Here is a 24368-nt window from a genome sequence, read left to right as displayed (position 1 = left end):
AAGGAATTTATGCGAATTGAAAAAACCAATTATTGAATTCAAAAATGTTTCTAAGGTTTTTGAAGATAGCAATACTGTTGTTTTAAAAGACATTAACTTTGAGCTTGAGGAAGGGAAATTCTATACTCTTCTTGGTGCTTCTGGATCTGGTAAGTCGACGATTTTAAATATTATTGCAGGACTTCTAGATGCGACTAGTGGGGATGTATATCTAGATGGTGTGCGGATTAATGATGTTCCGACGAATAAACGTGATGTTCACACCGTTTTTCAATCTTATGCGCTTTTCCCTCATATGAATGTCTTTGAAAATGTAGCTTTTCCACTACGTTTGCGTAAGATAGAGAAAGAAGAAATCCAGCGCCGTGTACGTGAAGTCTTGAAAATGGTTCAACTAGAAGGTTTTGAACGCCGTTCTATCCCAAAATTATCTGGAGGTCAGCGTCAGCGGGTAGCCATTGCTCGGGCTATTATTAATGAACCTCGTGTAGTCCTCTTAGATGAGCCCTTGTCTGCTCTTGATTTAAAGCTTCGGACAGACATGCAGTATGAACTCCGTGAATTGCAACAGCGCTTGGGCATTACCTTTGTCTTTGTCACCCATGATCAGGAAGAAGCTCTAGCGATGAGTGATTGGATCTTTGTCATGAATGATGGTGAGATTGTTCAATCAGGAACGCCGGTTGATATTTATGATGAACCGATTAACCATTTTGTTGCGACCTTTATTGGAGAGTCTAACATTCTTCCAGGAAAGATGATTGAAGACTATTTAGTAGAGTTTAACGGCAAGCGTTTTGAAGCTGTGGATGGAGGTATGCGTCCCAACGAGTCGGTCGAAGTGGTTATTCGTCCAGAAGATCTTCGCATCACTCTGCCAGAAGAAGGAAAGCTGCAGGTTAAAGTCGATACTCAGCTTTTCCGTGGAGTCCACTATGAAATCATCGCCTATGACGAACTGGGGAATGAATGGATGATTCACTCGACTCGTAAAGCCATTGTCGGTGAAGTCATTGGCCTTCAGTTTGAACCAGAAGATATTCATATTATGCGTCTCAATGAGACAGAAGAAGAATTCGATGCTCGTATCGAAGAGTATGTTGAAATCGAAGAGCAAGAAGCAGGTCTGATTAATGCAATCGAGGAGGAAAGAGATGAAGAAAACAACCTCTAGCCTCTTTGTCGTTCCATATTTTTTATGGATTGTACTGTTTGTATTGGCTCCGGTGGCTATGATTGTTTGGAACTCCTTCTTTAATATCGAAGGAGGATTCACCTTAGAAAACTATCGGACTTATTTTGCTTCTCAGAATCTAACCTATCTAAAAATGAGTTTCAATTCGATTTTTTATGCGGGAATTGTCACTTTCGTAACCTTATTGGTTAGTTATCCTACAGCTTTTTTCTTGACTCAGTTTAAGCACAAGCAGCTCTGGCTCATGCTGATTGTCTTACCGACTTGGATTAACCTGTTGCTGAAAGCCTACGCCTTTATCGGGATTTTCGGTCAGGATGGCTCTATTAATCAATTTCTTAGCTTTATCGGGGTTGGACCTCAGCAAATTCTTTTTACCGATTTTTCTTTCATCTTTGTAGCGAGCTATATTGAGCTTCCGTTCATGATTTTACCGATTTTTAATGTTTTGGATGATTTGGATCAAAATCTCATTAACGCTAGTCGTGATTTGGGGGCCAATCGTTGGGAGACTTTTCGTCGTGTCATCTTCCCGCTTTCTATGAATGGTGTACGTTCAGGAGTTCAGTCAGTTTTTATTCCCAGTCTTAGTCTCTTTATGCTGACTCGTTTGATTGGTGGTAATCGTGTGATCACTCTCGGTACAGCTATCGAACAGCATTTTCTGACAACACAAAACTGGGGCATGGGTTCAACCATCGGAGTTGTATTGATTATTGCCATGCTACTGATTATGTGGGTAACCAAAGAAAGGAGAGATCGATGAAGAAACTATCCAGTATCTATTTAGCTTTTGTCTTTCTGATTCTTTATCTGCCGATCTTTTATCTCATTGGCTATGCTTTTAATGCTGGTAATGATATGAATCGGTTCACTGGTTTTGGCTTCTCGCATTTTGAAAATCTATTTGGCGATAATCGATTGATGTTGATTCTTGTCCAGACTTTCTTTTTGGCCTTTTTATCTGCCCTGATTGCGACGATTATTGGTACATTTGGAGCTATTTACATCTATCAGGCTAAAAAGAAATACCAGGAAGCTTTTCTATCTATCAACAATGTCTTGATGGTAGCACCTGATGTTATGGTTGGTGCTAGTTTTCTGATTCTTTTTACCAATATGAAGTTTCAACTGGGCTTTATTTCTGTACTGGCCAGCCATGTGGCTTTCTCTATTCCTATTGTGGTGTTGATGATTCTGCCTCGCTTGAAAGAAATGAATGGAGACATGATCAAGGCTGCTTATGACCTAGGTGCTAGTCAGTTGCAAATGCTAAAAGAAATTATGCTGCCTTATTTGACTCCTGCTATTATTGCGGGCTATTTCATGGCTTTCACCTATTCTCTGGATGATTTTGCAGTAACCTTCTTTGTAACAGGAAATGGCTTCTCGACTCTTTCCGTCGAGATATACTCGCGAGCACGTCAAGGGATTTCGCTAGAAATCAATGCTTTGTCTGCCCTTGTCTTCCTATTTAGTATTTTGCTGGTGATTGGCTATTATTTCATTTCACGTGAAAAGGAGGAGACTGTATGAGAAAACTCTATTCTTTTCTAGTAGGTGTTTTGGGGATTGTTGTCTGCCTATGGCTAATCAGTTTTCATCTGGAAAATCAAACGAAAAGCGGTGGAAACGATAAATTAGTTGTTTATAATTGGGGAGATTATATAGATCCTGAGTTATTAGAAGCATTTACCAAAGAAACGGGTGTGCAGGTCCAGTATGAGACATTTGACTCAAATGAATCGATGTATACCAAGATAAAACAGGGTGGAACGACTTATGACATTGCGATTCCCAGTGAGTACATGATTGCCAAGATGATGAAGGAAAAACTGGTCGAAAAGCTTGATCATAGTCAGATAAAAGGGATGGAAAATATTGGTTCAGAATTTTTGAATCAGCCTTTTGATCCAGGAAACCAATATTCTGTTCCATATTTTTGGGGAACCTTGGGAATTGTTTACAATGAAAAACTGATCAGTAAAGCTCCTGAGCATTGGGATGATCTCTGGAAACCAGAATACAAAAACTCTATTATGCTGATTGATGGGGCGCGTGAAGTTATGGGGATTGGTCTTAATTCCCTCGGCTATGGTCTTAATGATAAGAATGCCAATCATTTACAAGAAGCTGTGGATAAGCTTTATAAGTTAACTCCAAATATCAAAGCTATTGTTGCAGATGAGATGAAGGGCTACATGATTCAAAATAATGCGGCGATTGGTGTGACTTTCTCTGGTGAGGCTAGGCAGATGCTAGAGAAAAACGAAAATTTACGTTATGTTGTACCAAGTGAAGCTAGCAATCTTTGGTTTGATAATATCGTTATTCCAAAAACGGTCAAAAACAAAAAAGCAGCCTATCAATTTATCAACTTTATGTTACGACCAGAGAACGCATATAAAAATGCTCTTTATGTTGGATATGCAACACCCATTCCAAAAGCCAAGGCTCTTTTACCAAAAGAAGTCCAAGATGATGAAGCTTTCTATCCAACGGCAGAAACGATGAAACACTTAGAAGTTTATAAACAAATTGGACCAAAGTGGTTAGGGATTTATAATGATCTCTATCTACAGGTCAAAATGTATAGAAAATAAAAAAGAGGTATCAATTGACCTGCACCCCAAAAGTTAGACAGAAAAAATCTAACTTTTGGGGTGCAGTACATTTAAACCTTTTTTTATTTACCTAGACAAAATTGACTGAAGAGTTGGGTGATGAGCTCGTCTGGTGCGGCATCACCAGTGATTTCACCGAGGATTTCCCAAGTGCGGGTCATATCAACTTGAAGAAGATCAACGGGCATCCCCATTTCCAATCCTTGGTTGACTGCTTGCAGGCTTTCTAGAGCTTTTTCAATCAGAGAGATGTGGCGGGCATTGGACAGATAGGTTGCATCTTGTTCAACGATTCCAGCATTTTCAAAGAAGATTTGATTGATGCGTTCTTCAATCTTATCGATATTTTGATTATGGAGGACAGAAATCTTAATCACATCAGCTGGCAGTTGATCCAGCTCAATCTTTTCTTCAAGGTCGGTTTTATTTAACAGGACAATGCGATTGCTGTCTCGGCTGATTTCAAGTAATTGTTTATCTTGGTCTGTCAGAGGTTCACTAGCATTGAGGACTAAGAGAACTAGGTCCGCTTCCTGCAAGGCTTTCTTGGAACGTTCTACTCCAATCTGCTCTACTAAGTCATTCGTTTCACGAATCCCTGCGGTGTCGATTAGTTTGAGAGGGATGCCGTGGATATTGACATACTCTTCGATGATGTCACGAGTCGTTCCTTCAATATCGGTTACGATAGCTTTATCTTCACGTAGAAGATTGTTTAGTAAGCTTGATTTTCCAACATTAGGTCGTCCGATGATTGCAGTTGAGATACCTTCTCGTAAAATCTTACCTCGACGAGCCGTCTTAAGAAGGTTGCTTAGTAATGCTTCAAACTCAATGGTTTTTTCGCGCATAAGTTGGGTCGTCATCTCTTCCACATCATCATACTCAGGATAGTCAATGTTGACCTCGACCTGAGCTAGTGTGTTAAGGATTTCCTGACGGGTGTTATTAATAAGATTGGAGAGAGATCCATCTAGCTGTTTAACAGCATTGTTCATCGCTTTATCCGTCTTAGCACGGATAATATCCATAACTGCCTCAGCTTGAGTTAGATCCACACGGCCATTAAGAAAAGCTCGCTTGGTAAATTCGCCAGGTTCTGCCATTCTGGCCCCCTCTCGAATAACTAATTGCAGGATTTCGTTGGTAAGTGCGATCCCACCGTGGGTATTGATCTCAATAATGTCCTCACGTGTGAAAGTTTTAGGTGAGCGCATAGCACCAATCATAACCTCATCCAGTACTTCTTGGCTTTGAGGATCGACGATATGGCCGTAATTGAGCGTGTGACTGGCTACCGTATTAAGATTTTTTCCTTTGAAGATTTTTTGGGCAATGGCAAAGCTGTCAGTGCCACTTAGTCTGACGATGCCGATAGCACCTTCTCCAAGAGGTGTCGAAATCGCTACAATTGTATCAAATTCTTTGGTGATCATGAGCTATTGTTCCTTGTATTTCTAAAATTCATTATCCTAATTGTAACGTAAAATAGTGAGTGTAGCAAGGCTTTGGATTGTTTAAGATAACATGGAAAAATGGAAGTAAAAACGAAAATGCTTTCATGTTGCAAATAATCATGGTATAATGAAAATAGATTGATTCTATTCAACTTTGGACAAAATCTAGCAAGATTACATGTTTTTAATGTTTGAAAAATATAAAGGAGTTCAAAAATGGAAAATCTCAAGAAGATGGCTGGTGTTAAAGCTGCTGAGTACGTGACAGATGGTATGGTTGTCGGTCTTGGAACGGGCTCGACTGCCTATTATTTTGTTGAAGAGATTGGCCGTCGAATTAAAGAAGAAGGCTTGAAGATTACTGCAGTAACTACTTCAAGTGTAACTAGCAGTCAGGCAGAAGGATTGGGAATTCCACTCAAGTCTATTGATGAAGTCGATTGGGTTGATGTTACTGTTGATGGAGCTGACGAGGTTGATCCTGACTTTAATGGTATTAAAGGTGGAGGAGGAGCCCTTCTTATGGAGAAGGTTGTGGCAACTCCGACAAAAACTTATATCTGGGTGGTAGACGAAAGTAAACTAGTAAAAAAATTAGGGACCTTCAAGCTACCTGTTGAAGTTGTCCAATATGGTGCGGAGCAAGTTTTCCGCCGCTTTGAACATTTGGGCTACAAGCCAGCTTTTCGCCAGAAAGATGGTCAGCGCTTTGTTACAGATATGAAGAATTTTATTATTGATTTAGATCTTGGTGTGATAGAAAATCCTGTAGCCTTTGGCCGAGAGTTGGATCATATGGTTGGAGTAGTCGAGCATGGACTTTTCAATCAAATGGTTGATAAAGTTATTGTAGCTTCTCCAAATGGGGTACAGGTTTTAGAAGCTAAGAAATAGAAAGAGGTTTTTATGTCAAAATTTAATCGTATTCACTTGGTAGTTATGGACTCAGTTGGTATTGGTGCTGCACCTGATGCTAATAACTTTGTCAATGCAGGGGTACCAGATGGTGCTTCAGATACTCTGGGACATATTTCCAAAACAGTAGGGCTAAATGTGCCAAATATGGCTAAGATCGGTCTTGGAAATATTGAGCGTCCCGCTCCTTTGAAGACAGTTCCTCAAGAGGAAAATCCTAGTGGCTACTATACCAAGTTAGAAGAAGTATCGCTTGGAAAAGACACGATGACAGGCCACTGGGAAATCATGGGTCTCAATATTACTGAGCCTTTTGATACTTTCTGGAATGGCTTTCCAGAAGAAATCCTGACTCAGATTGAAGAGTTTTCTGGTCGAAAGGTCATTCGTGAGGCTAACAAGCCCTACTCTGGTACTGCGGTTATTGATGACTTTGGTCCTCGTCAGATGGAAACAGGTGAATTAATCATCTACACCTCTGCCGATCCAGTATTGCAAATTGCAGCACACGAAGAAGTGATTCCTTTGGAAGAGCTCTATCGTATCTGTGAATTCGCCCGCTCAATTACCTTGGAACGCCCTGCACTTCTGGGACGCATCATTGCTCGTCCTTATGTAGGTGAGCCAGGCAACTTCACTCGTACTGCTAATCGACGTGATTTGGCGGTATCTCCATTTGCTCCAACTGTTCTCGATAAGCTCAACGAAGCAGGAATTGCTACTTATGCAGTTGGTAAGATTAACGACATCTTCAACGGCGCTGGAATCAACCATGATATGGGACATAATAAGTCTAACAATCACGGTGTAGATACTTTGCTCAAAGCTCTCAAAGACGAAAACTTTAAGCAAGGTTTCTCGTTTACTAATCTTGTTGATTTTGATGCTCTTTATGGTCACCGTCGTGATCCACATGGCTACCGTGACTGCCTGGAAGAGTTTGATGCGCGTATTCCAGAAATCATTGAAAATATGCGTGAAGATGATCTGCTCATGATTACTGCTGACCATGGTAATGACCCGACCTATGCGGGAACTGACCATACTCGTGAATACATTCCACTCTTAATCTTTGGAAAATCGCTGAGCGGTCATGGTCATATTCCGGTCGGACACTTTGCTGACATCTCAGCCACCATTGCTGAAAACTTTGGAGTCGACAAGGCAATGATTGGGGAAAGCTTCTTAGATAAATTGGTGTAAGCGATATAAGAGGGGAAATATTTTATGACAATATTATCTGAAAAAATCAAAGAAACAGCAGTGTTTCTGAAAGAAAAAGGAATGACAAACCCCGAATTTGGTCTGATTCTGGGATCTGGTTTGGGAGAGTTGGCCTCGGAAATTGAAAATGCTATTAGTCTTGACTATGCAGATATTCCAAACTGGGGTCGCTCTACTGTTGTTGGTCATGCAGGAAAATTAGTCTATGGAGATTTGGCAGGACGTAAAGTCTTGGCACTACAGGGACGTTTCCATTTTTATGAAGGAAACCCAATGGATGTCGTGACTTTTCCTGTCCGTGTTATGAAAGCTCTTGGAGCAACAGGCGTTATTGTCACTAATGCTGCCGGAGGGATTGGTTACGGTCCTGGTACGCTTATGGCTATTTCAGACCATATCAATATGACAGGGCAAAATCCTTTGATTGGTGCGAACTTGGATGAGTTTGGCCCTAGATTTCCTGATATGTCAGATGCTTATACTCAAGCTTATCGTGAGAAAGCACATACTGTAGCTAAGAAGCTGGGAATTGATTTGCAAGAGGGTGTTTATATTGGTGTATCTGGACCAACTTATGAGACGCCTGCTGAAATTCGTGCTTTTAAAACATTGGGTGCTAGTGCAGTCGGCATGTCTACTGTTCCAGAAGTTATCGTAGCGGCTCACTCTGGCCTTAAAGTGCTTGGAATTTCAGCGATAACTAACTTTGCTGCAGGTTTCCAAAGTGAGCTTAATCACGCTGAGGTAGTAGAAGTGACAGAGCGGATTAAGGAAAACTTCAAAGGATTTGTCAAGGCTATTTTAGCAGAATTATAATAAATTGATTATCAAATAATAGGAAAGGGGTTGCTCTGTCTTAAAATGAGTATGAAAAGATAATTTTACAAATCAATCTTCTTTTTATATGGGTTTTAGATGAGCTTTATATTTAAAAATATGAGTATTCATATCGCCGCTCAGCAAGGCGAAATTGCTGACAAAATTCTCCTACCGGGGGATCCACTACGTGCAAAATTTATCGCAGAAAATTTTTTAGAAGATGCTGTTTGCTTCAATGAAGTTCGCAATATGTTTGGTTATACTGGTACTTACAAGGGACAACGTATATCTGTCATGGGAACTGGTATGGGAATGCCTTCTATTTCTATTTATGCGAGGGAATTAATCGTCGACTATGGCGTGAAAAAGTTAATCCGTGTTGGGACAGCAGGATCATTGAATGCTGACGTCCATGTCCGAGAGTTAGTCTTAGCACAAGGGGCTGCGACTAATTCTAACATCATTCGCAACGATTGGCCTCAGTATGATTTTCCGCAGATTGCTGACTTTGATCTATTAGATAAGGCTTATCATATTGCTAAGGATCTTGGTATGACGACCCATGTTGGAAATGTATTGTCATCAGATGTATTTTATTCGAATTATTTTGAAAAAAATATCGAATTAGGCAAATGGGGAGTGAAGGCAGTTGAGATGGAGGCGGCAGCGCTTTATTATCTGGCTGCTCAACATCAAGTGCAGGCCCTAGCAATTATGACAATTTCTGATAGCTTGGTCAATGCGGATGAGGATACAACGGCAGAAGAGCGCCAAACAACTTTTACTGACATGATGAAAGTTGGATTGGAAACGCTGATTGCTGAAGCATAATTTGAAATTAGATGTAAGCACCTGTTATTGATTGTTCTAAAAAAATTAGACGTGAAATCTGATTTTTGGGGCAACTCAATATCGGGTGTTTTTTGAGCCATTTTTAGTATGAGATTTATTAAAAATCATATAAAAAATCCCATGTCGTAGAATACTGACGTGGGATACTGTTTTATTATTTATTGAACTGAACTTCTTCAATTAGGTACTCAATAAATTTTTCACCCATTTTGGATAGACTAGCTTTCTCGTGCTTGATGTAGACGAGTTCGATAGGGTCATCAATATCAAGTGGGATAGAAACAATATTGTCTCCATTGAGATTACTGTTCAGGATACCAGTTGCGATTGTATAACCATCTAGACCGATCAAGAGATTAAAAAGCGTTGCACGGTCACTAACGACAATCGATTTTTTGTGATGTTCTTGAGAAAGGATTTCTTCAGAAAAGTAGAAAGAATTGTGTGTTCCTTGATCATAGCTAAGATAAGGGAAATTTTCTAAGTCAGATAATTGAACGATTTTCTTCTTAGCTAGTGGATTACTTTTACTGACGAAAATATGAGGTTGAGCAATAAATAGCTGAGTCGCAATTAAGTGATTGTCGTCTAGCATCTTAGATAAGACATCTCGGTTATAACTGTTGAGAAAGAGGACGCCAATTTCACTACGAAAATTTTTGACATCGTCAATAATTTCCCAAGTACGGGTTTCTCGGAGAAAGAGTTCGTATTTCTCCATATCGCTCTTTTTTAGAAGTGAGACAAAGGCATTGACTACAAAGGCATAATGCTGGGCAGATACACTAAATAATTCCCGATTAGCAACAGGATTTTTGTAGCGTTCTTCTAGTAGTTGGGTTTGTTCAACGACTTGGCGAGCATAAGAAAGAAACTCCATACCATCTTTGGTTAGGGTAATTCCTTTGGGGTTACGGATAAAGATATCAATTCCCATCTCGTTTTCCAAATCTCGAACTGCATTGGATAGACTTGGTTGGGTAATAAAAAGCTGTTTAGCTGCTTCATTCATGCTACCAGTTTCGACAATTTTAATGATATAGTGTAGTTGTTGGATTCTCATAAATTTATTTTATCATAATTAGAATAGACAAAAAAGTATAAGTTGCTATTTTTTCTTGACAAATTGGACTAGAAACTATAAAATGGGATAAATAGAACCTTTAAAGAAGTCCAGAGAGGCTACTAAGGATCATACGTTTGAATGGCAAATACTGCCACATTTTCGTGTAACCTTGCTCTCGGGCAAGGTTTTTCTATATTTTTGAGTCTAGAGTGAAGATATAGTTGACAACAGGAGTACCTAACGGAGTTCTTTAAAGCTAATAATGAAAAGGAGATTTTCCCCTCATGCGTGAAGAACGTCCTATTATTGCACTTGACTTCCCTTCTTTTGAGGATGTCAAAGCTTTCTTGGAGCATTTTCCAGAAGATGAAAAGTTATATGTAAAAATTGGTATGGAATTCTTTTATGCCATTGGTCCAGAAATCGTTCATTATCTGAAAGGTCTTGGACACAGCATTTTCTTGGATCTGAAGCTACATGACATTCCCAATACGGTCCGCTCAGCTATGTCTGTCTTAGGAACATTTGGCATCGACATGGTGACAGTTCATGCAGCAGGCGGTGTGGAGATGATGAGCGAAGCCAAGAAGGTTTTGGGGGATAAGGCTAAGTTGGTTGCTGTGACTCAGCTGACCTCGACTAGTGAGGAAGATATGCGTGATTGCCAAAACATTCAGACTACGGTTCAGGAGTCTGTTGTCAATTACGCTCGTAAAGCCAAAGAAGCTGGCTTGGATGGAGTGGTTTGTTCAGCTCAAGAAGTGAAACTGATTAAGGCAGCAACCGCAGAAGACTTTCTCTGTGTGACGCCGGGGATTCGACCTGCCGGAGCAGAAATTGGCGATCAAAAACGTGTTATGACTCCGCAAGAGGCTCATCAAATCGGTAGTGATTATATTGTAGTCGGCCGTCCAATAATCCAAGCTGAAAATCCATGGAACGCTTATCATGAGATTAAGAAGCAGTGGAATAGTTAAGATTCTGATTAACTAGAAAGACGAAATAGACAGCAACAATAATTTCAAATTTATAAGGAGTAACAAATGACTTTAGCAAAAGAGATTGCGCGTGATTTATTGAAAATCAAGGCTGTGTATTTGAAGCCAGAAGAGCCTTTTACATGGGCGTCGGGCATCAAGTCACCTATATATACGGACAACCGTGTGACCTTGGCTTATCCAGAGACTCGGACCTTGATTGAGGATGGTTTCGTTGAAAAGATTCGGGCGGAATTTCCAGATGTAGAAGTCATTGCTGGAACTGCGACAGCAGGTATTCCTCACGGAGCCATTATCGCTGATAAGATGAACCTGCCATTTGCCTATATTCGCAGCAAACCAAAAGATCACGGAGCGGGCAATCAAATCGAAGGTCGCGTAGCACCAGGGCAGAAGATGGTTGTCATTGAAGACTTAATCTCGACGGGCGGTTCGGTCTTGGATGCTATAGCTGCCGCTAAACGTGAAGGTGCGGATGTGATTGGTGTAGCAGCTATTTTTACTTATGAGCTGCAAAAGGCAGAAAAGAACTTTAATGATGCGGGTGTGAAATTAGTGACCCTATCTAACTATACAGAGCTAATCACTCTTGCTGAAGCAGAAGGTTATGTCAGTCCTGAAGGATTGGCTTTGCTTGAGAAATTTAAGCATGATCAAGAAAATTGGCAGGCCTAGACGAATACAAATAAAACGATCTGATCTTTATTCAGGTCGTTTTTCCGTGAAACGTCCTTGTCTTGCCTTTTAAAATGGCTTAAAGTCTCGGCATTTGGTATAATAGAGCTATGTCAAAGATTTATCATCTATTGTTTTCTATTTTGCAAAAAATCATGCTAGTTCTCGTACTACATTGGTTTTTTGTTTCAATCTTTTATATTAGTGAGATGAGTTATTGGGGGTATCTCATTTTGGGTGCCTTTCTGATAGGGGCTTTTTATTTCCGAAAACAAGTCTTGAAAATATATCATTGTTTGATGCGGCATAAAATAGCGATCATGGTAGCTGTAGTAGTCTTTCAGCTTATTATGATTTGGGCAGCTGAACTGCTGGTTCGGCGTGACGCTGCTGTTGTGTTAAATGGTGCTTTTCAGTCACTCAAAGAAACATCAATTTCAAGCTATATTACACGTAATCCAAATAACTTACCTCTCTTCCTCTATGAACGTTTTTTCTATAATCTATTTGGAGAGTCAACAGCACTTTGGATAATGCAGGGATTAAATATTCTCTATACTAATGCGACTGCTTGGATATTGTATAGGGGGAGTCAGAAATACTTTAATCAAAGAACGGCAGATGTAGTTTTCAGTCTTTATGTTTTGTTGGCTGGGTTTTCTCCTTATTTCTTTTCTATGTATACCGATATTCCTCCTCTTCCTTTTATTGCTTTACAGATTTTTCTGATTTTTGGAATATTTAATGATCATAAGACAAAAGAAGCAATATGGAAGAGTATTTTTCTGGGATTGCTAACGGGAATGTTATACTTTATCCGTCCAACTGCGATGATATTGATAATTGCCTTTTTTGTAACCTTATTTTTACAAAAAAATTGGAAAAAATGTTGTCTTGTGCTTTGTCTGTTTGCTCTTTCTTTTGGTGTGATTTATAGTAGCTTAAATACTGGATTAAATAATCAAACAGAGGTTGAGATAATCTATAAAGACGGTTTAGCAAAAGGACCATTTCTATTTATTAATTTAGGTCTAACATTTATCGGTCATGATCAAGAAGATATGAAAGAAGGACTGCTCCAATATATCGACCCAAGCAAGCGAGATGATTACAATAATGGTATGTTTGCCAAGGAAAATGTGATTAAGGAAATTAAGCGTCGCCTGAAGGAATATACTCCCGAGACATTTTGGAATCACTTATATTACAAGCAATCTCTAACAGTGGCAGAAGGGACCTTGGGTTGGCTTTATCGCGATGTTGAAAATGAAAAGACTCCTTTTATCAATCCTTTGTACAAGTATACCCAAAATAATTTATTTGCCAAGTTTATTCGCACCTTCTTTTTAAGTATTGATAAGGACGAATATATCTATTATGCATTAGTCAAACAGGTAGTATGGGTCATTATGGCTTTGGGTCTGGTCTTTGCTCTTTGGAAATACCGATCCAGTGACGAACTTAATTTTCTAACTTTAGCTGTTTTTGGTGGTTTGCTTTTTCTACAAATTTTTGAAGGTGGGAAAACCCGTTACCTCATACAGTTTTTGCCACAGATTTTAATCCTGTCAGCTATAGGTTTAAGCCAATATAGGCATGCTTTCGAACAATTTTATTTTTATTACAGAAAAAGAAATAGCAAAGAAAGGATTTATGAAGATGAACAGACCTATTCCGCTTTATGAACCACTTTATACCTTGAAACCCATTGCTGAGAATATATGGATTGTAGATGGTGATTTGATTGAGATGGATGCGGTAGTGACAAAGCTACCATTTTCAACCCGCATGACTGTTATTAAATTAGCCAATGGTCAGCTTTGGTGTCATTCACCAATCCAGCCAAATCAAGCCTTGTTTGACCAGTTAGACGCTTTGGGATCAGTCGCACACCTCGTTTCACCTAATAAGATTCACTATGCTTATATAGCTGACTGGAAGAAGCGTTATCCTGAGGCGATTGCTTGGTCTAGCCCAGGAGTTGAGGAGAGAGCAGCCAAACAGAAAATCCCAGTCTCTTTTGATGAAAAGCTGACGGATGAGTCTCCTGAAGCTTGGGTAGGTCAGATAGATCAGTTAGTTTTCAAGGGAAGTACTTATATTAAGGAAGTTGTCTTTTTTCATAAGGATAGTCAAACCTTGATTTTGACGGATTTAATCGAGAATTTTGAAACAAAGCATTTTCTTAGTCTGCTTCGTAGAAAGGCTTATAAATTAGTTCGTGTTGCAGCTCCGGATGGGCAGACCCCTATTGACTATCGTATGACCTTTATCGGTCATCAAAAAGAAGCTAAAAAGTGCTTGGAGCAGATGTTAGCATGGAAACCAGAAAAAATCATACTTGCCCATGGTTCTTGTTTTTTAGAAAATGGCATAGCAGAATTAAGAAGAGCGCTTAGGTGGATTAAGTGAGAGATTTTATCTTAGAAAATGAAAGGAGACGTGTATGCAGCATTCAGCTTGGCACGCATTGATTAAGGATCAGCTACCGGAAGGTTATTTTGCAAAAATCAATCATTTTTTAGATGAAGTGTATGCTTCGGGGACCATTTACCCACCGCGGGAAAAGGTTTTTAATGCGATTCAGACGACGGATTTAGCAGATGTTAAGGTGGTTATTTTAGGGCAGGATCCTTACCATGGACCGAGACAGGCACAGGGCTTGAGTTTTTCTGTGCCTGATGATATTCCAGCTCCGCCTTCTTTGCAGAATATTCTCAAAGAACTGGCTGATGATATCGGAGTGAAAGAGTCGCATGATTTGACTTCTTGGGCTAAGCAAGGCGTTCTCTTGCTCAATGCTGGTCTGACAGTACCTGCTGGCCAGGCCAATGCGCATGCTGGCTTAATCTGGGAGCCTTTTACGGATGCTATTATCAAGGTAGTCAATGAAAAGTCGGATCCAGTTGTCTTTATTCTCTGGGGTTCTTACGCTCGCAAGAAAAAAGCCTTGATTAGTAATTCCCGACATTTGATTATCGAGTCAGCTCACCCAAGCCCTTTGTCTGCTTACCGTGGTTTCTTTGGTAGTAAACCTTTTTCACAGACCAATGATTTTCTAGTGGCTAAGGGCTTGGACCCTATTGATTGGTTAGCTTAGGAGGTAGTATGGTTCAGTTAGCAACGATTTGTTATATCGATAATGGCCGGGAGTTTCTTATGTTGCACCGCAATAAAAAGCCCAATGACGTTCACGCTGGGAAATGGATCGGTGTCGGTGGCAAGCTAGAGCGAGGAGAAACTCCGCAAGAATGTGCTGCACGTGAGATTCTAGAGGAAACAGGTCTAAAGGCCAAGCCTGTTCTTAAAGGCGTTATCACTTTTCCAGAGTTTACTCCCAACTTGGACTGGTATACCTATGTTTTCAAGGTAACGGAGTTTGAGGGGGAACTGATTGATTGTAATGAAGGGACTTTGGAATGGGTGCCCTATGATCAGGTTTTATCTAAACCAACCTGGGAAGGCGATCATACCTTTGTTGAATGGCTTTTAGAAGACAAGCCTTTCTTTTCTGCAAAGTTTGTTTATGACGGGGATAGGCTCTTGGATACGCAGGTAGACTTTTACGAATAAGGAGATAAGATGATGCTATTAATCAAAAACGGACGAGTTATGGATCCTAAGACTGGTTTTGACAAAGTTGCGGACATCCTGATTGAAGGCAAGAAAATTATCAAAATCGGTCAAGATTTGCAGGCGGAAGATGCAAAAGTCATTGATGCCAGTGGTTTGGTTGTAGCTCCAGGTTTGGTAGATATACATGTGCATTTCCGTGAGCCAGGTCAAACTCATAAGGAAGACATTCATACGGGGGCTTTGGCGGCGGCAGCAGGTGGCTTTACGACCGTTGTAATGATGGCCAATACCAATCCGACTATCTCTACAGTTGAAACGCTGAAAGAAGTACTGGAGTCGGCTAGTCATGAAAATATCCATATCAAGTCGGTTGCAACAATCACAGAGAATTTTGATGGGCAGCATCTGACAGATTTCCAAGGCCTCTTGGCAGCTGGTGCAGTAGGTTTTTCTGATGACGGTATTCCGCTGACCAACGCTGGTATTGTCCGCCAAGCCCTCGAAGAAGCACGTAAAAATGATACTTTTATCAGCTTGCACGAGGAAGATCCTAATCTCAACGGCATACTCGGTTTCAACGAGCATATCGCCAAAGAGCATTTTCATATCTGCGGAGCGACAGGTGTGGCAGAATACAGTATGGTTGCACGCGATGCCATGATTGCTTATGATGCAAAGGCTCATGTGCATATTCAGCATTTGTCCAAGGCTGAGAGTGTAAAGGTGATCGAATTCGCTCAGAAGCTAGGCGCACAAGTCACCGCTGAAGCAGCACCTCAGCACTTCTCTAAAACGGAAGCTCTGCTATTGACCAAGGGCAGCAATGCTAAGATGAATCCGCCTCTGCGCTTAGAATCGGACCGTCTGGCGGTTATTGAGGGGCTTAAATCTGGTGTTATTTCTGTCATTGCGACGGATCATGCCCCACATCATGCTGAAGAAAAAAATGTTGAAGACATCACTAAAGCGCCTTCTGGCATGACTGGGCTTGAGACTTCGCTGTCTCTAGGTCTGACCTACCTAGTTGAGGCTGGTCATCTGAGCTTGATGGAACTTTTAGAGAAAATGACTTATAATCCAGCTCAGTTGTATGGTTTTGATGCTGGATTCATCGCTCAGGATGGCCCAGCCGATTTGACTATATTTGCCCCAGAAGAGAATAGATTTGTGACTGATCATTTTGCCTCTAAGGCTGCCAATTCACCTTTCATTGGTGAAAAGCTTAAAGGCCAAGTGAAGTTTACCATCTGTGATGGGGAAGTTGTCTTTGAAGGATAAAAAAGAATTTGTGAAAAAACTAAATTTTAAACTATCAACCAACAAAACATTAGTTTTAAAGAAAAAATAAGCCTCAGGGCTTATTTTTTGGTGTTTGTTTACTGAGATTGATTCCCCAAGGAATGAGATTTTCAGTTTTGTTTTTGATGCGCTCTACATTATCTCGATGGCGAATCATAATGATTGATGCAAGAGCGACGATTATCCCTGTAAAAAGCCAATCATAAGAAGGTAGCAAAAATCCAAATGCAGGAAATAGCAGAGCTGATGCAATGGCAAAGCTAGCAGCTACAATGCTCGCTAAGGAAATCATGCTTCCTAAGTAAAGCGTGATGACAAAAATAGAGACAAGATAAATAAAGAAAGCAGGTGAAAAACCAAGCACTACCCCAGCACTAGTTGCAACTGCTTTTCCTCCTTTAAATCTGGCAAAGATGGGAAAAGTATGACCCAAGACCGCTAGCAAACCAAAAATCATTGGGGAAATTCCATTAATATGTAGTAAGAAGGGTAATAACGTAGCAAATGTTCCTTTTAGAAAATCAATGATAAAAGTAGCTGTTCCAGCTGTTTTTCCTAAAATACGGAATGTATTGGTTGTCCCAGTATTGCCACTACCATATTCTCGCAAATTCTTTTTAAAGAAAAATTTTCCAATCCAAAGTCCAGTTGGAATAGAGCCTAATAAATATGCTAAAACAAGTCCAATAATTATATTCATCATGATTTCATTATAACACGATTTTTGATTTGGTTTAAAAAATCTATTAAATTATTTGTCTAGTCTGATAAAAAGGTTTATTTTGAGCCTTTTATGACAAAAACTTTTGCAAAATTCTTCAAAAACTTGTAAGATAATAAGGATGAATCATGCAGGAGGTTCCTTGTGTCAAAAAAGGAAATCAATATTAATAATTATAATGATGATGCCATTCAGGTATTAGAAGGGTTGGATGCAGTCCGCAAACGTCCAGGGATGTATATCGGATCAACCGACGGAGCGGGACTTCACCATCTAGTTTGGGAGATTGTGGACAATGCAGTCGATGAAGCTTTATCTGGCTTTGGTGATCGGATCGATGTGACTATCAATGCAGATGGTAGTCTGACTGTTGCTGACCATGGTCGTGGTATGCCAACTGGTATGCATGCTATGGGAATCCCTACAGTCGAGGTCATCTTCACAGTTCTACATGCAGGAGGGAAGTTTGGTCAAGGTGGCTATAAGACTTCAGGTGGTCTCCACGGTGTAGGCTCCTCAGTTGTCAATGCCCTGTCTAGCTGGCTAGAAGTGGAAATCACACGTGATGGAGCTGTTTACAAGCAGCGTTTTGAAAATGGCGGAAAACCAGTCACTACGCTCAAGAAAATTGGAACCGCACCTAAGTCCAAGTCTGGAACCAAAGTGACCTTCATGCCAGACGACACGATTTTTTCAACAACAGACTTCAAGTACAATACTATTGCGGAGCGGCTTAAGGAATCAGCCTTCCTGCTCAAGAATGTTCGCTTGTCTCTGACTGATGCGAGAACTGGCGAAGAAGTAGAGTTTCACTATGAGAATGGCGTTGAAGACTTTGTCAGCTATCTCAATGAAGACAAGGAAACCCTGACTCCTGTCCTCTATTTCGAGGGCGAGGAGAGTGGCTTCCAAGTTCAGGTGGCTCTTCAGTACAACGATGGCTATTCTGACAATATCCTATCCTTTGTCAACAATGTCCGTACTAAGGATGGTGGTACCCATGAAACGGGACTCAAGACCGCTATTACCAAGGCCATGAACGACTATGCTAGAAAAACTGGCCTGCTCAAGGAAAAGGACAAAAACCTCGAAGGTTCGGACTATCGCGAAGGTCTTGCGGCTGTTCTTTCTATCCTAGTTCCAGAAGAGCACCTACAGTTTGAAGGTCAGACCAAGGACAAGCTGGGCAGCCCTTTGGCTCGTCCGGCCGTTGACTCTATCGTCTCTGACAAACTGACTTTCTTCCTTTTGGAAAATGGCGAGCTTGCTTCTAACCTCATCCGCAAGGCTATCAAGGCTAGGGATGCTAGGGAAGCTGCCCGTAAGGCACGTGACGAAAGCCGTAATGGCAAGAAGAATAAAAAAGACAAGGGCTTGCTTTCTGGTAAGCTGACTCCAGCCCAATCCAAGAATCCAGCCAAGAACGAACTTTATCTGGTCGAGGGAGACTCTGCCGGTGGTTCAGCTAAGCAAGGCCGTGACCGTAAGTTTCAAGCAATTCTGCCTCTACGAGGAAAAGTTATCAATACCGCCAAGGCTAAGATGGCTGATATTCTCAAGAACGAAGAAATCAACACCATGATCTACACGATTGGAGCAGGTGTTGGTACAGACTTTACCCTTGAAGATGCTAATTATGATAAGATTATCATTATGACCGATGCTGACACTGACGGTGCTCATATCCAGACCCTGCTGCTAACCTTTTTCTATCGCTATATGCGTCCGCTGGTCGAGGCAGGTCGTGTCTATATCGCCCTGCCACCTCTCTACAAGATGTCTAAGGGCAAGGGTAAGAGCGAAGTTGTCGAGTATGCCTGGACCGATGGCGAACTGGATGATCTACGTCGTAAGTTTGGCAAGGGAGCTATGCTTCAGCGCTATAAGGGGCTCGGTGAAATGAATGCTGACCAGCTCTGGGAGACCACCATGAATCCTGATACCCGCACCCTCATCCGTGTCACCATCGAAGATCTAGCCCGCGCCGAACGCCGTGTTAATGTTCTTATGGGAGATAAGGTCGAACCACGCCGCAAGTGGATTGAGGATAATGTCAAGTTTACGCTTGAGGAGAGTGGGTCGTTTTAACAAAATACTATCCCTATATTTATTTCCTAAACTACTAATTGATTTAATTGCTCAGATTATATATTTTATATAATTGAATGTTTTCGTGAAAGGTAGGATTCCCCATGAGAACTGAAATCGAGATGTTTGACGTGATTTTGCAAACTGCAAAAGTACTACAAGTCGACGCTGTCGCCATGTCCGGCTCGCGGACAAATCTAAATGCTCCCAAGGACGAGTTCCAAGACTATGATGTGGTCTACATTGTGGAGGATTTGGACGCTCTGGTGGCTGACCTTGCTTGGTTGGAAAAGTTTGGCAAGCGCATGATTGAGCAGCATGTCCTACTAGACCATCGCCGCCTCTATCTCATGCTCTTTGAAGATGGCAATCGGATAGATTTGACCCTTTGCTCCAAGGAGCACATCAAAGAGTGGGTAGATAGCGAAGCGGATTTCACGGTACTGGATGACCCGCAGGGGCTGTTTGCTCCTTATGCACCGACACCTGAGCGCTACTGGACGACACCAGCCAGTGCGACTGACTTTGACAAATCCTGCAATGAATTCTGGTGGGTATCAGCCTATGTAGTCAAGGGCATTCATCGAAACCACCTTGTCTATGCGACGGATCATCTGTATGGAATCTGTCAGCAAGAATTGCTCAAGCTTTTAACTTGGCAAGTGGCAGCAGATAAGGGTACGGTCGATGTTGGCAAGAACTACAAGTATCTCTTTCAGCATTTGCCTGCTGAGAAAGAGAAGGAATTTGCAACCTTGCTTGACTTTTCTGACCAGAAAAGCCTCACCAAGTCTTTCTTAGCTACCATGCACTTTTTCCACAAGGAAGCACAAGCCTTCTCTATCAAAACCGGCTTCCACTATGACAAAGCAACCGCAGAGAAGATGCTTGAGTATGCTGAGGCAAGACTTTCCAATCACTGACTAATAAAGAACGTAATTTAAAACATTAAACTACAGAAAGGATAGTTTGGCTACTTATAGCAACAGAACACGGGACTAATTTCCGTAAAATATCCTTTATTTTATAAAAAACTGCTCTACATTCTTTGAAAGGAGTTAAACACGCCCTAAATACTGTGTGAAAAAGATAAATTCTCTTGTGAGCATCGCTCACTGCAAGACTTTCCTATTTTCACTTTGTATTTTACGGGCTCTGTATCCTATATGAGTAACATTCAAAACATGTCCCTCGAGGACATCATGGGAGAGCGCTTTGGTCGCTACTCCAAATACATTATTCAAGAGCGGGCTTTGCCGGACATTCGAGATGGCTTGAAGCCTGTGCAGCGCCGTATTCTTTATTCAATGAACAAGGACGGCAACACCTTTGATAAGGGCTACCGCAAGTCTGCCAAGTCTGTCGGGAACATCATGGGGAATTTCCACCCTCACGGTGACAGCTCCATCTACGATGCTATGGTCCGCATGTCTCAGGACTGGAAGAACCGTGAGATTCTCGTTGAGATGCACGGAAACAACGGTTCCATGGACGGTGATCCACCGGCGGCTATGCGTTATACTGAGGCACGCTTGTCTGAGATGGCTGGCTATCTTTTGCAGGATATCGAGAAAGATACCGTTCCTTTTGCTTGGAACTTCGACGATACTGAGAAGGAACCGACTGTTCTGCCGGCAGCATTTCCTAACCTCTTGGTCAATGGAGCAACTGGGATTTCCGCTGGTTATGCGACCGACATTCCACCTCATAATCTCGCAGAAGTCATTGACGCGGTTATCTATATGATCGACCATCCGTCTGCCAAGGTGGACAAACTCATGGAGTTTCTTCCTGGTCCAGACTTTCCGACAGGAGCTATTGTCCAAGGTCGTGATGAGATCAAGAAAGCCTACGAGACTGGGAAAGGTCGAGTTGTAGTTCGCTCCAGAACTGAGATTGAAAAGCTGAAGGGTGGAAAAGAACAAATCGTCATCACTGAGATTCCTTACGAGATTAATAAAGCGGTCTTGGTTAAGAAGATTGACGATGTGCGGGTCAACAACAAGGTGGCCGGCATTGCTGAGGTGCGTGACGAATCAGATCGTGACGGTCTTCGTATTGCCATCGAGCTCAAGAAAGACGCCAATACCGAGCTGATTCTCAACTACCTTTTCAAGTACACTGATCTGCAAGTTAATTACAACTTCAACATGGTAGCGATCGACAATTTCACGCCTCGTTTGGTGGGGATTGTACCAATCTTAACTAGCTATATTGCCCACCGCAAGGAGATTATTCTGGCTCGCAGCCGTTTTGACAAGGCCAAGGCTGAGAAAAGGCTCCATATCGTGGAAGGGCTGATTCGGGTTATTTCCATCTTGGACGAGGTGATTGCCCTGATTCGTGCTTCAGAAAACAAAGCAGATGCCAAGGAAAATCTTAAAGTCAGCTATGATTTCACCGAGGAGCAGGCTGAGGCTATCGTCACTCTCCAACTCTACCGTTTGACCAATACAGACGTAGTGGTTCTGGAAGAGGAAGAAGCAGAGCTCCGCGAGAAGATTGCCATGCTAGCAGCCATTATCGGCGATGAGCGCACCATGTATAACCTCATGAAGCGGGAGCTCCGCGATGTCAAGAAGAAGTTTGGCAATCCGCGTCTCAGCGAGCTGCAGGATACAGCAAACGCCATCGAGATTGATACAGCTAGTCTGATTGTTGAAGAAGAGACCTATGTCAGCGTAACTCGTTCTGGTTATATCAAACGAACCAGTCCACGTTCCTTCTCAGCTTCGACCCTAGAAGAGATGGGCAAGCGTGATGATGACAGACTGATTTTCGTAAGCCCAGCTAAGACGACCCAGCACTTGCTGATCTTTACGAGTCTTGGAAATGTTATTTACCGGCCAGTTCATGAGCTCTCAGACATCCGCTGGAAAGAAATAGGAGAACACCTCAGCCAGACTATCAGTAACTTTGATACCAAGGAAGAGGTTATCTATACAGAATTGCTGGACAGCTTTGAGGAAGGCACTTACTTTGCAGTGACTAAGTTAGGTCAAATCAAGCGTGTAGAGCGCAAGGAGTTTAGTCCTTGGCGGACCTACAAGTCCAAATCGCTTAAGTTTGCCAAGCTGAAAAATGAAGAAGATCAGGTTATTGCTCTGGCGCCTATTAAGTTGGATGATGTAATGCTCGTGACCAAGAATGGCTATGCCCTTCGCTTCAATATTGAGGAAGTTCCTGTCATCGGAGCTAAGGCGGCAGGGGTAAAAGCCATCAATCTCAAGAAGGACGACGTCCTAGTAGCAGCCTTTATCGCCAATACAGACTCACTTTATATCCTGACTCAGCGTGGTTCGCTCAAGCGTATGGCAGTCGCAGACATTCCTGTTACCAGTCGGGCAAATCGTGGCCTTCAAGTTTTGAGGGAGCTTAAGTCTAAGCCACACCATGTTTTTGTGGCTGGGCCAGTCTTTGGCGAAGCAGTGGACTTTGACCTCTTCACAACTGAAACTGAAGCAAGCGAGGAGCAGATTTTGCAGGTGCTTTCTAATAAAGGAACTGCCTATGAAATTAATCTTGCTGACCTCAGCTTGTCTGAGCGCACTAGCAATGGAAGCTTTATCTCTGATACTATTTCAGACGAAGAAGTATTTACAGCATATGTTAAATAGTTAAGAACCAGTTCGTATGGGCTGGTTTTTTATTATCGATCAGAAACTTATAAAATCTATTATAATATTTCGAATATAGTATAATTTTCAGAATTTTACAAAAAACACTTGAAAATATCTAAAAAAAGTGTAAAATAATAAACATTAAACCGAAAAGGAGATATATATGGCTGTAAATCTTGACTGGGAAAATCTAGGATTTTCTTATATGAAGTTACCTTATCGTTATTTAGCTTACTACAGAAATGGTCAGTGGGAAAAAGGTGGATTAACCGAAGATGCAACACTCCATTTAGGAGAATCTTCTCCATGCTTACACTATGGACAGCAGGCATTTGAAGGCCTTAAAGCATACAGAACGAAAGATGGAAGCGTACAACTTTTTCGACCAGATCAAAATGCTGAACGCCTGCAACGAACAGCAGATCGCCTCTTGATGCCACAAGTTCCTACGGAAATGTTTATTGATGCAGTCAAGCAAGTTGTTCGTGCCAATGAAGAATATGTTCCCCCATACGGATCAGGCGGGACACTCTATATTCGTCCACTTTTGATTGGAATCGGTGATATTATTGGTGTAAAACCAGCTGATGAGTATATATTTACCATCTTTGCTATGCCAGTGGGAAATTATTTTAAAGGAGGGTTAACGCCGACAAATTTCCTTGTTTCAGAGGATTTTGACCGAGCAGCTCCTTATGGAACAGGTGCAGCAAAAGTAGGAGGAAACTATGCCGCTAGCCTTCTTCCTGGTAAAAAAGCTAAAGAAAAAGATTTTTCAGATGTTATTTATTTAGATCCTGCTACACATACAAAGATTGAAGAAGTTGGTGCAGCAAACTTCTTTGGAATTACAAAAGATAACGAATTTGTTACACCGCTTAGCCCATCTATTTTACCATCTATTACAAAATATTCATTACTCTATTTAGCTGAGCATAGACTTGGATTGAAGCCAGTTGAAGGAGATGTACCAATTTCTGAGTTAGATCGCTTTACAGAGGCTGGAGCTTGTGGGACAGCAGCAGTTATTTCTCCAATCGGAGGAATTCAGTACGGTGATCACTTCCATGTTTTCTATAGCGAGTCTGAAGTTGGCCCCGTTACACGAAAACTCTATGACGAATTAACAGGTATCCAATTCGGTGATGTAGAAGCCCCAGAAGGTTGGATTTATAAAGTTGATTAAAAAAGAGCCTAAAAGCTCTTTTTTTGTATTTGCTTGAAACCACTTGCTAGATT

At 41.4% G+C, this 24368-nt stretch carries 22 protein-coding genes; 19 read left to right on the top strand and 3 right to left on the bottom strand.

Annotated features, from left to right (window positions below):
- The first annotated feature begins 16 nt into the window (after window positions 1–16).
- The 4 genes from HMPREF9182_RS02230 to HMPREF9182_RS02215 are packed head-to-tail and all read left to right on the top strand — an operon-like array spanning window position 17 to window position 3798.
- The gene (locus HMPREF9182_RS02230) at window positions 17–1174 is read left to right on the top strand and encodes an ABC transporter ATP-binding protein (protein WP_009754867.1); all 1158 of its coding nucleotides are present in this window, start codon (window positions 17–19) and stop codon (window positions 1172–1174) included.
- Window positions 1155–1961 carry an ABC transporter permease gene (locus HMPREF9182_RS02225; protein ID WP_009443910.1) on the top strand — a complete coding sequence of 269 codons (807 nt, stop codon included), beginning with the start codon at window positions 1155–1157 and terminating at the stop codon, window positions 1959–1961. The genes HMPREF9182_RS02230 and HMPREF9182_RS02225 overlap by 20 nt, the downstream gene beginning before the upstream one ends.
- Entirely contained in the window at window positions 1958–2731 is a 774-nt protein-coding gene (locus HMPREF9182_RS02220) for an ABC transporter permease (protein ID WP_009443548.1), read from the top strand. Before HMPREF9182_RS02225 ends, HMPREF9182_RS02220 begins: the two co-directional genes overlap by 4 nt.
- Window positions 2728–3798: an ABC transporter substrate-binding protein gene (locus HMPREF9182_RS02215; protein WP_009755077.1), complete on the top strand. Its 1071-nt coding sequence runs from the start codon at window positions 2728–2730 to the stop codon at window positions 3796–3798. The genes HMPREF9182_RS02220 and HMPREF9182_RS02215 overlap by 4 nt, the downstream gene beginning before the upstream one ends.
- Window positions 3799–3881: 83 nt before the next feature.
- On the opposite strand, the gene mnmE is transcribed toward HMPREF9182_RS02215, so the two are convergent.
- On the bottom strand, window positions 3882–5255 hold the full coding sequence (gene mnmE, locus HMPREF9182_RS02210; protein ID WP_009443966.1) for a tRNA uridine-5-carboxymethylaminomethyl(34) synthesis GTPase MnmE: 1374 nt from the start codon (window positions 5253–5255) through the stop codon (window positions 3882–3884).
- A gap of 237 nt (window positions 5256–5492) precedes the next feature.
- On the opposite strand from mnmE, the gene rpiA reads away from it, so the two are divergent.
- The 4 genes from rpiA (at window position 5493) to deoD (ending at window position 9065) form a co-directional block, all read left to right on the top strand.
- Window positions 5493–6170 carry a ribose-5-phosphate isomerase RpiA gene (gene rpiA / locus HMPREF9182_RS10310; protein ID WP_009443066.1) on the top strand — a complete coding sequence of 226 codons (678 nt, stop codon included), beginning with the start codon at window positions 5493–5495 and terminating at the stop codon, window positions 6168–6170.
- A gap of 12 nt (window positions 6171–6182) precedes the next feature.
- The gene (locus tag HMPREF9182_RS10305) at window positions 6183–7394 is read left to right on the top strand and encodes a phosphopentomutase (protein WP_009443068.1); all 1212 of its coding nucleotides are present in this window, start codon (window positions 6183–6185) and stop codon (window positions 7392–7394) included.
- Window positions 7395–7418: 24 nt separating this feature from the next.
- On the top strand, window positions 7419–8231 hold the full coding sequence (locus tag HMPREF9182_RS02195; protein ID WP_009754522.1) for a purine-nucleoside phosphorylase: 813 nt from the start codon (window positions 7419–7421) through the stop codon (window positions 8229–8231).
- Between the two features lie 120 nt (window positions 8232–8351).
- Window positions 8352–9065 carry a purine-nucleoside phosphorylase gene (deoD, locus tag HMPREF9182_RS02190; protein ID WP_037602567.1) on the top strand — a complete coding sequence of 238 codons (714 nt, stop codon included), beginning with the start codon at window positions 8352–8354 and terminating at the stop codon, window positions 9063–9065.
- A gap of 175 nt (window positions 9066–9240) precedes the next feature.
- On the opposite strand, the gene HMPREF9182_RS02185 is transcribed toward deoD, so the two are convergent.
- Window positions 9241–10149: a LysR family transcriptional regulator gene (locus HMPREF9182_RS02185; RefSeq protein WP_009754493.1), complete on the bottom strand. Its 909-nt coding sequence runs from the start codon at window positions 10147–10149 to the stop codon at window positions 9241–9243.
- A 287-nt stretch (window positions 10150–10436) separates the two neighbouring features.
- On the opposite strand from HMPREF9182_RS02185, the gene pyrF reads away from it, so the two are divergent.
- The 7 genes from pyrF to HMPREF9182_RS02150 all read left to right on the top strand — a co-directional run bounded on the left by pyrF (window position 10437) and on the right by HMPREF9182_RS02150 (window position 16679).
- A complete protein-coding gene (gene pyrF / locus HMPREF9182_RS02180) occupies window positions 10437–11129 on the top strand; it encodes an orotidine-5'-phosphate decarboxylase (RefSeq protein WP_009443486.1) in 693 nt (230 codons plus the stop codon).
- Window positions 11130–11195: 66 nt separating this feature from the next.
- The gene (gene pyrE / locus HMPREF9182_RS02175) at window positions 11196–11825 is read left to right on the top strand and encodes an orotate phosphoribosyltransferase (RefSeq protein ID WP_009754290.1); all 630 of its coding nucleotides are present in this window, start codon (window positions 11196–11198) and stop codon (window positions 11823–11825) included.
- A gap of 110 nt (window positions 11826–11935) precedes the next feature.
- Window positions 11936–13510 carry a glycosyltransferase family 39 protein gene (locus HMPREF9182_RS02170; protein ID WP_009443987.1) on the top strand — a complete coding sequence of 525 codons (1575 nt, stop codon included), beginning with the start codon at window positions 11936–11938 and terminating at the stop codon, window positions 13508–13510.
- Window positions 13485–14237: a DUF4336 domain-containing protein gene (locus tag HMPREF9182_RS02165; protein ID WP_009754740.1), complete on the top strand. Its 753-nt coding sequence runs from the start codon at window positions 13485–13487 to the stop codon at window positions 14235–14237. The genes HMPREF9182_RS02170 and HMPREF9182_RS02165 overlap by 26 nt, the downstream gene beginning before the upstream one ends.
- A gap of 34 nt (window positions 14238–14271) precedes the next feature.
- Window positions 14272–14925 (top strand): uracil-DNA glycosylase, encoded by a 654-nt coding sequence (locus tag HMPREF9182_RS02160; protein WP_009754413.1) that lies wholly within the window; start codon window positions 14272–14274, stop codon window positions 14923–14925.
- An 8-nt stretch (window positions 14926–14933) separates the two neighbouring features.
- Window positions 14934–15398, top strand: a complete 465-nt coding sequence (locus HMPREF9182_RS02155) for an NUDIX hydrolase (protein ID WP_009754984.1) — start codon at window positions 14934–14936, stop codon at window positions 15396–15398.
- A gap of 12 nt (window positions 15399–15410) precedes the next feature.
- Window positions 15411–16679, top strand: a complete 1269-nt coding sequence (locus HMPREF9182_RS02150; RefSeq protein ID WP_037602931.1) for a dihydroorotase — start codon at window positions 15411–15413, stop codon at window positions 16677–16679.
- Between the two features lie 73 nt (window positions 16680–16752).
- On the opposite strand, the gene plsY is transcribed toward HMPREF9182_RS02150, so the two are convergent.
- Window positions 16753–17403 carry a glycerol-3-phosphate 1-O-acyltransferase PlsY gene (gene plsY / locus HMPREF9182_RS02145; protein ID WP_037602564.1) on the bottom strand — a complete coding sequence of 217 codons (651 nt, stop codon included), beginning with the start codon at window positions 17401–17403 and terminating at the stop codon, window positions 16753–16755.
- 162 nt (window positions 17404–17565) lie between these two features.
- Here plsY and parE point away from each other — a divergent pair, with 162 nt between their 5' ends.
- From parE to HMPREF9182_RS02125, 4 genes are all read left to right on the top strand, one after another.
- Window positions 17566–19509 carry a DNA topoisomerase IV subunit B gene (parE, locus tag HMPREF9182_RS02140; RefSeq protein WP_009754824.1) on the top strand — a complete coding sequence of 648 codons (1944 nt, stop codon included), beginning with the start codon at window positions 17566–17568 and terminating at the stop codon, window positions 19507–19509.
- Between the two features lie 104 nt (window positions 19510–19613).
- Window positions 19614–20432: an aminoglycoside 6-adenylyltransferase gene (locus HMPREF9182_RS02135; RefSeq protein ID WP_009443382.1), complete on the top strand. Its 819-nt coding sequence runs from the start codon at window positions 19614–19616 to the stop codon at window positions 20430–20432.
- A gap of 243 nt (window positions 20433–20675) precedes the next feature.
- Complete coding sequence (gene parC, locus HMPREF9182_RS02130) at window positions 20676–23126, top strand: DNA topoisomerase IV subunit A (protein ID WP_037602560.1); 2451 nt, start codon at window positions 20676–20678, stop codon at window positions 23124–23126.
- Between the two features lie 166 nt (window positions 23127–23292).
- Window positions 23293–24315, top strand: coding sequence for a branched-chain amino acid aminotransferase (locus tag HMPREF9182_RS02125; RefSeq protein WP_009443253.1), 1023 nt, complete (start codon window positions 23293–23295; stop codon window positions 24313–24315).
- Window positions 24316–24368 lie beyond the last annotated feature (53 nt).

It is taken from the genome of Streptococcus sp. oral taxon 056 str. F0418, assembly GCF_000220065.1.
In the GTDB taxonomy this organism is placed as follows: domain Bacteria; phylum Bacillota; class Bacilli; order Lactobacillales; family Streptococcaceae; genus Streptococcus.
This window is presented reverse-complemented; position numbering and strand designations above follow the sequence as displayed.

Bases quoted from the DNA above. Each gene is read 5' to 3' on its own strand.
- HMPREF9182_RS02225 (WP_009443910.1), top strand. From the start codon at position 1,155: ATGAAGAAAACAACCTCTAGCCTCTTTGTCGTTCCATATTTTTTATGG.
- HMPREF9182_RS02220 (WP_009443548.1), top strand. From the start codon at position 1,958: ATGAAGAAACTATCCAGTATCTATTTAGCTTTTGTCTTTCTGATTCTT.
- HMPREF9182_RS02215 (WP_009755077.1), top strand. From the start codon at position 2,728: ATGAGAAAACTCTATTCTTTTCTAGTAGGTGTTTTGGGGATTGTTGTC.
- mnmE (WP_009443966.1), bottom strand. From the start codon at position 5,255: ATGATCACCAAAGAATTTGATACAATTGTAGCGATTTCGACACCTCTT.
- rpiA (WP_009443066.1), top strand. From the start codon at position 5,493: ATGGAAAATCTCAAGAAGATGGCTGGTGTTAAAGCTGCTGAGTACGTG.
- HMPREF9182_RS10305 (WP_009443068.1), top strand. From the start codon at position 6,183: ATGTCAAAATTTAATCGTATTCACTTGGTAGTTATGGACTCAGTTGGT.
- HMPREF9182_RS02195 (WP_009754522.1), top strand. From the start codon at position 7,419: ATGACAATATTATCTGAAAAAATCAAAGAAACAGCAGTGTTTCTGAAA.
- deoD (WP_037602567.1), top strand. From the start codon at position 8,352: ATGAGTATTCATATCGCCGCTCAGCAAGGCGAAATTGCTGACAAAATT.
- HMPREF9182_RS02185 (WP_009754493.1), bottom strand. From the start codon at position 10,149: ATGAGAATCCAACAACTACACTATATCATTAAAATTGTCGAAACTGGT.
- pyrF (WP_009443486.1), top strand. From the start codon at position 10,437: ATGCGTGAAGAACGTCCTATTATTGCACTTGACTTCCCTTCTTTTGAG.
- pyrE (WP_009754290.1), top strand. From the start codon at position 11,196: ATGACTTTAGCAAAAGAGATTGCGCGTGATTTATTGAAAATCAAGGCT.
- HMPREF9182_RS02170 (WP_009443987.1), top strand. From the start codon at position 11,936: ATGTCAAAGATTTATCATCTATTGTTTTCTATTTTGCAAAAAATCATG.
- HMPREF9182_RS02165 (WP_009754740.1), top strand. From the start codon at position 13,485: ATGAACAGACCTATTCCGCTTTATGAACCACTTTATACCTTGAAACCC.
- HMPREF9182_RS02160 (WP_009754413.1), top strand. From the start codon at position 14,272: ATGCAGCATTCAGCTTGGCACGCATTGATTAAGGATCAGCTACCGGAA.
- HMPREF9182_RS02155 (WP_009754984.1), top strand. From the start codon at position 14,934: ATGGTTCAGTTAGCAACGATTTGTTATATCGATAATGGCCGGGAGTTT.
- HMPREF9182_RS02150 (WP_037602931.1), top strand. From the start codon at position 15,411: ATGCTATTAATCAAAAACGGACGAGTTATGGATCCTAAGACTGGTTTT.
- plsY (WP_037602564.1), bottom strand. From the start codon at position 17,403: ATGATGAATATAATTATTGGACTTGTTTTAGCATATTTATTAGGCTCT.
- HMPREF9182_RS02135 (WP_009443382.1), top strand. From the start codon at position 19,614: ATGAGAACTGAAATCGAGATGTTTGACGTGATTTTGCAAACTGCAAAA.
- parC (WP_037602560.1), top strand. From the start codon at position 20,676: ATGAGTAACATTCAAAACATGTCCCTCGAGGACATCATGGGAGAGCGC.
- HMPREF9182_RS02125 (WP_009443253.1), top strand. From the start codon at position 23,293: ATGGCTGTAAATCTTGACTGGGAAAATCTAGGATTTTCTTATATGAAG.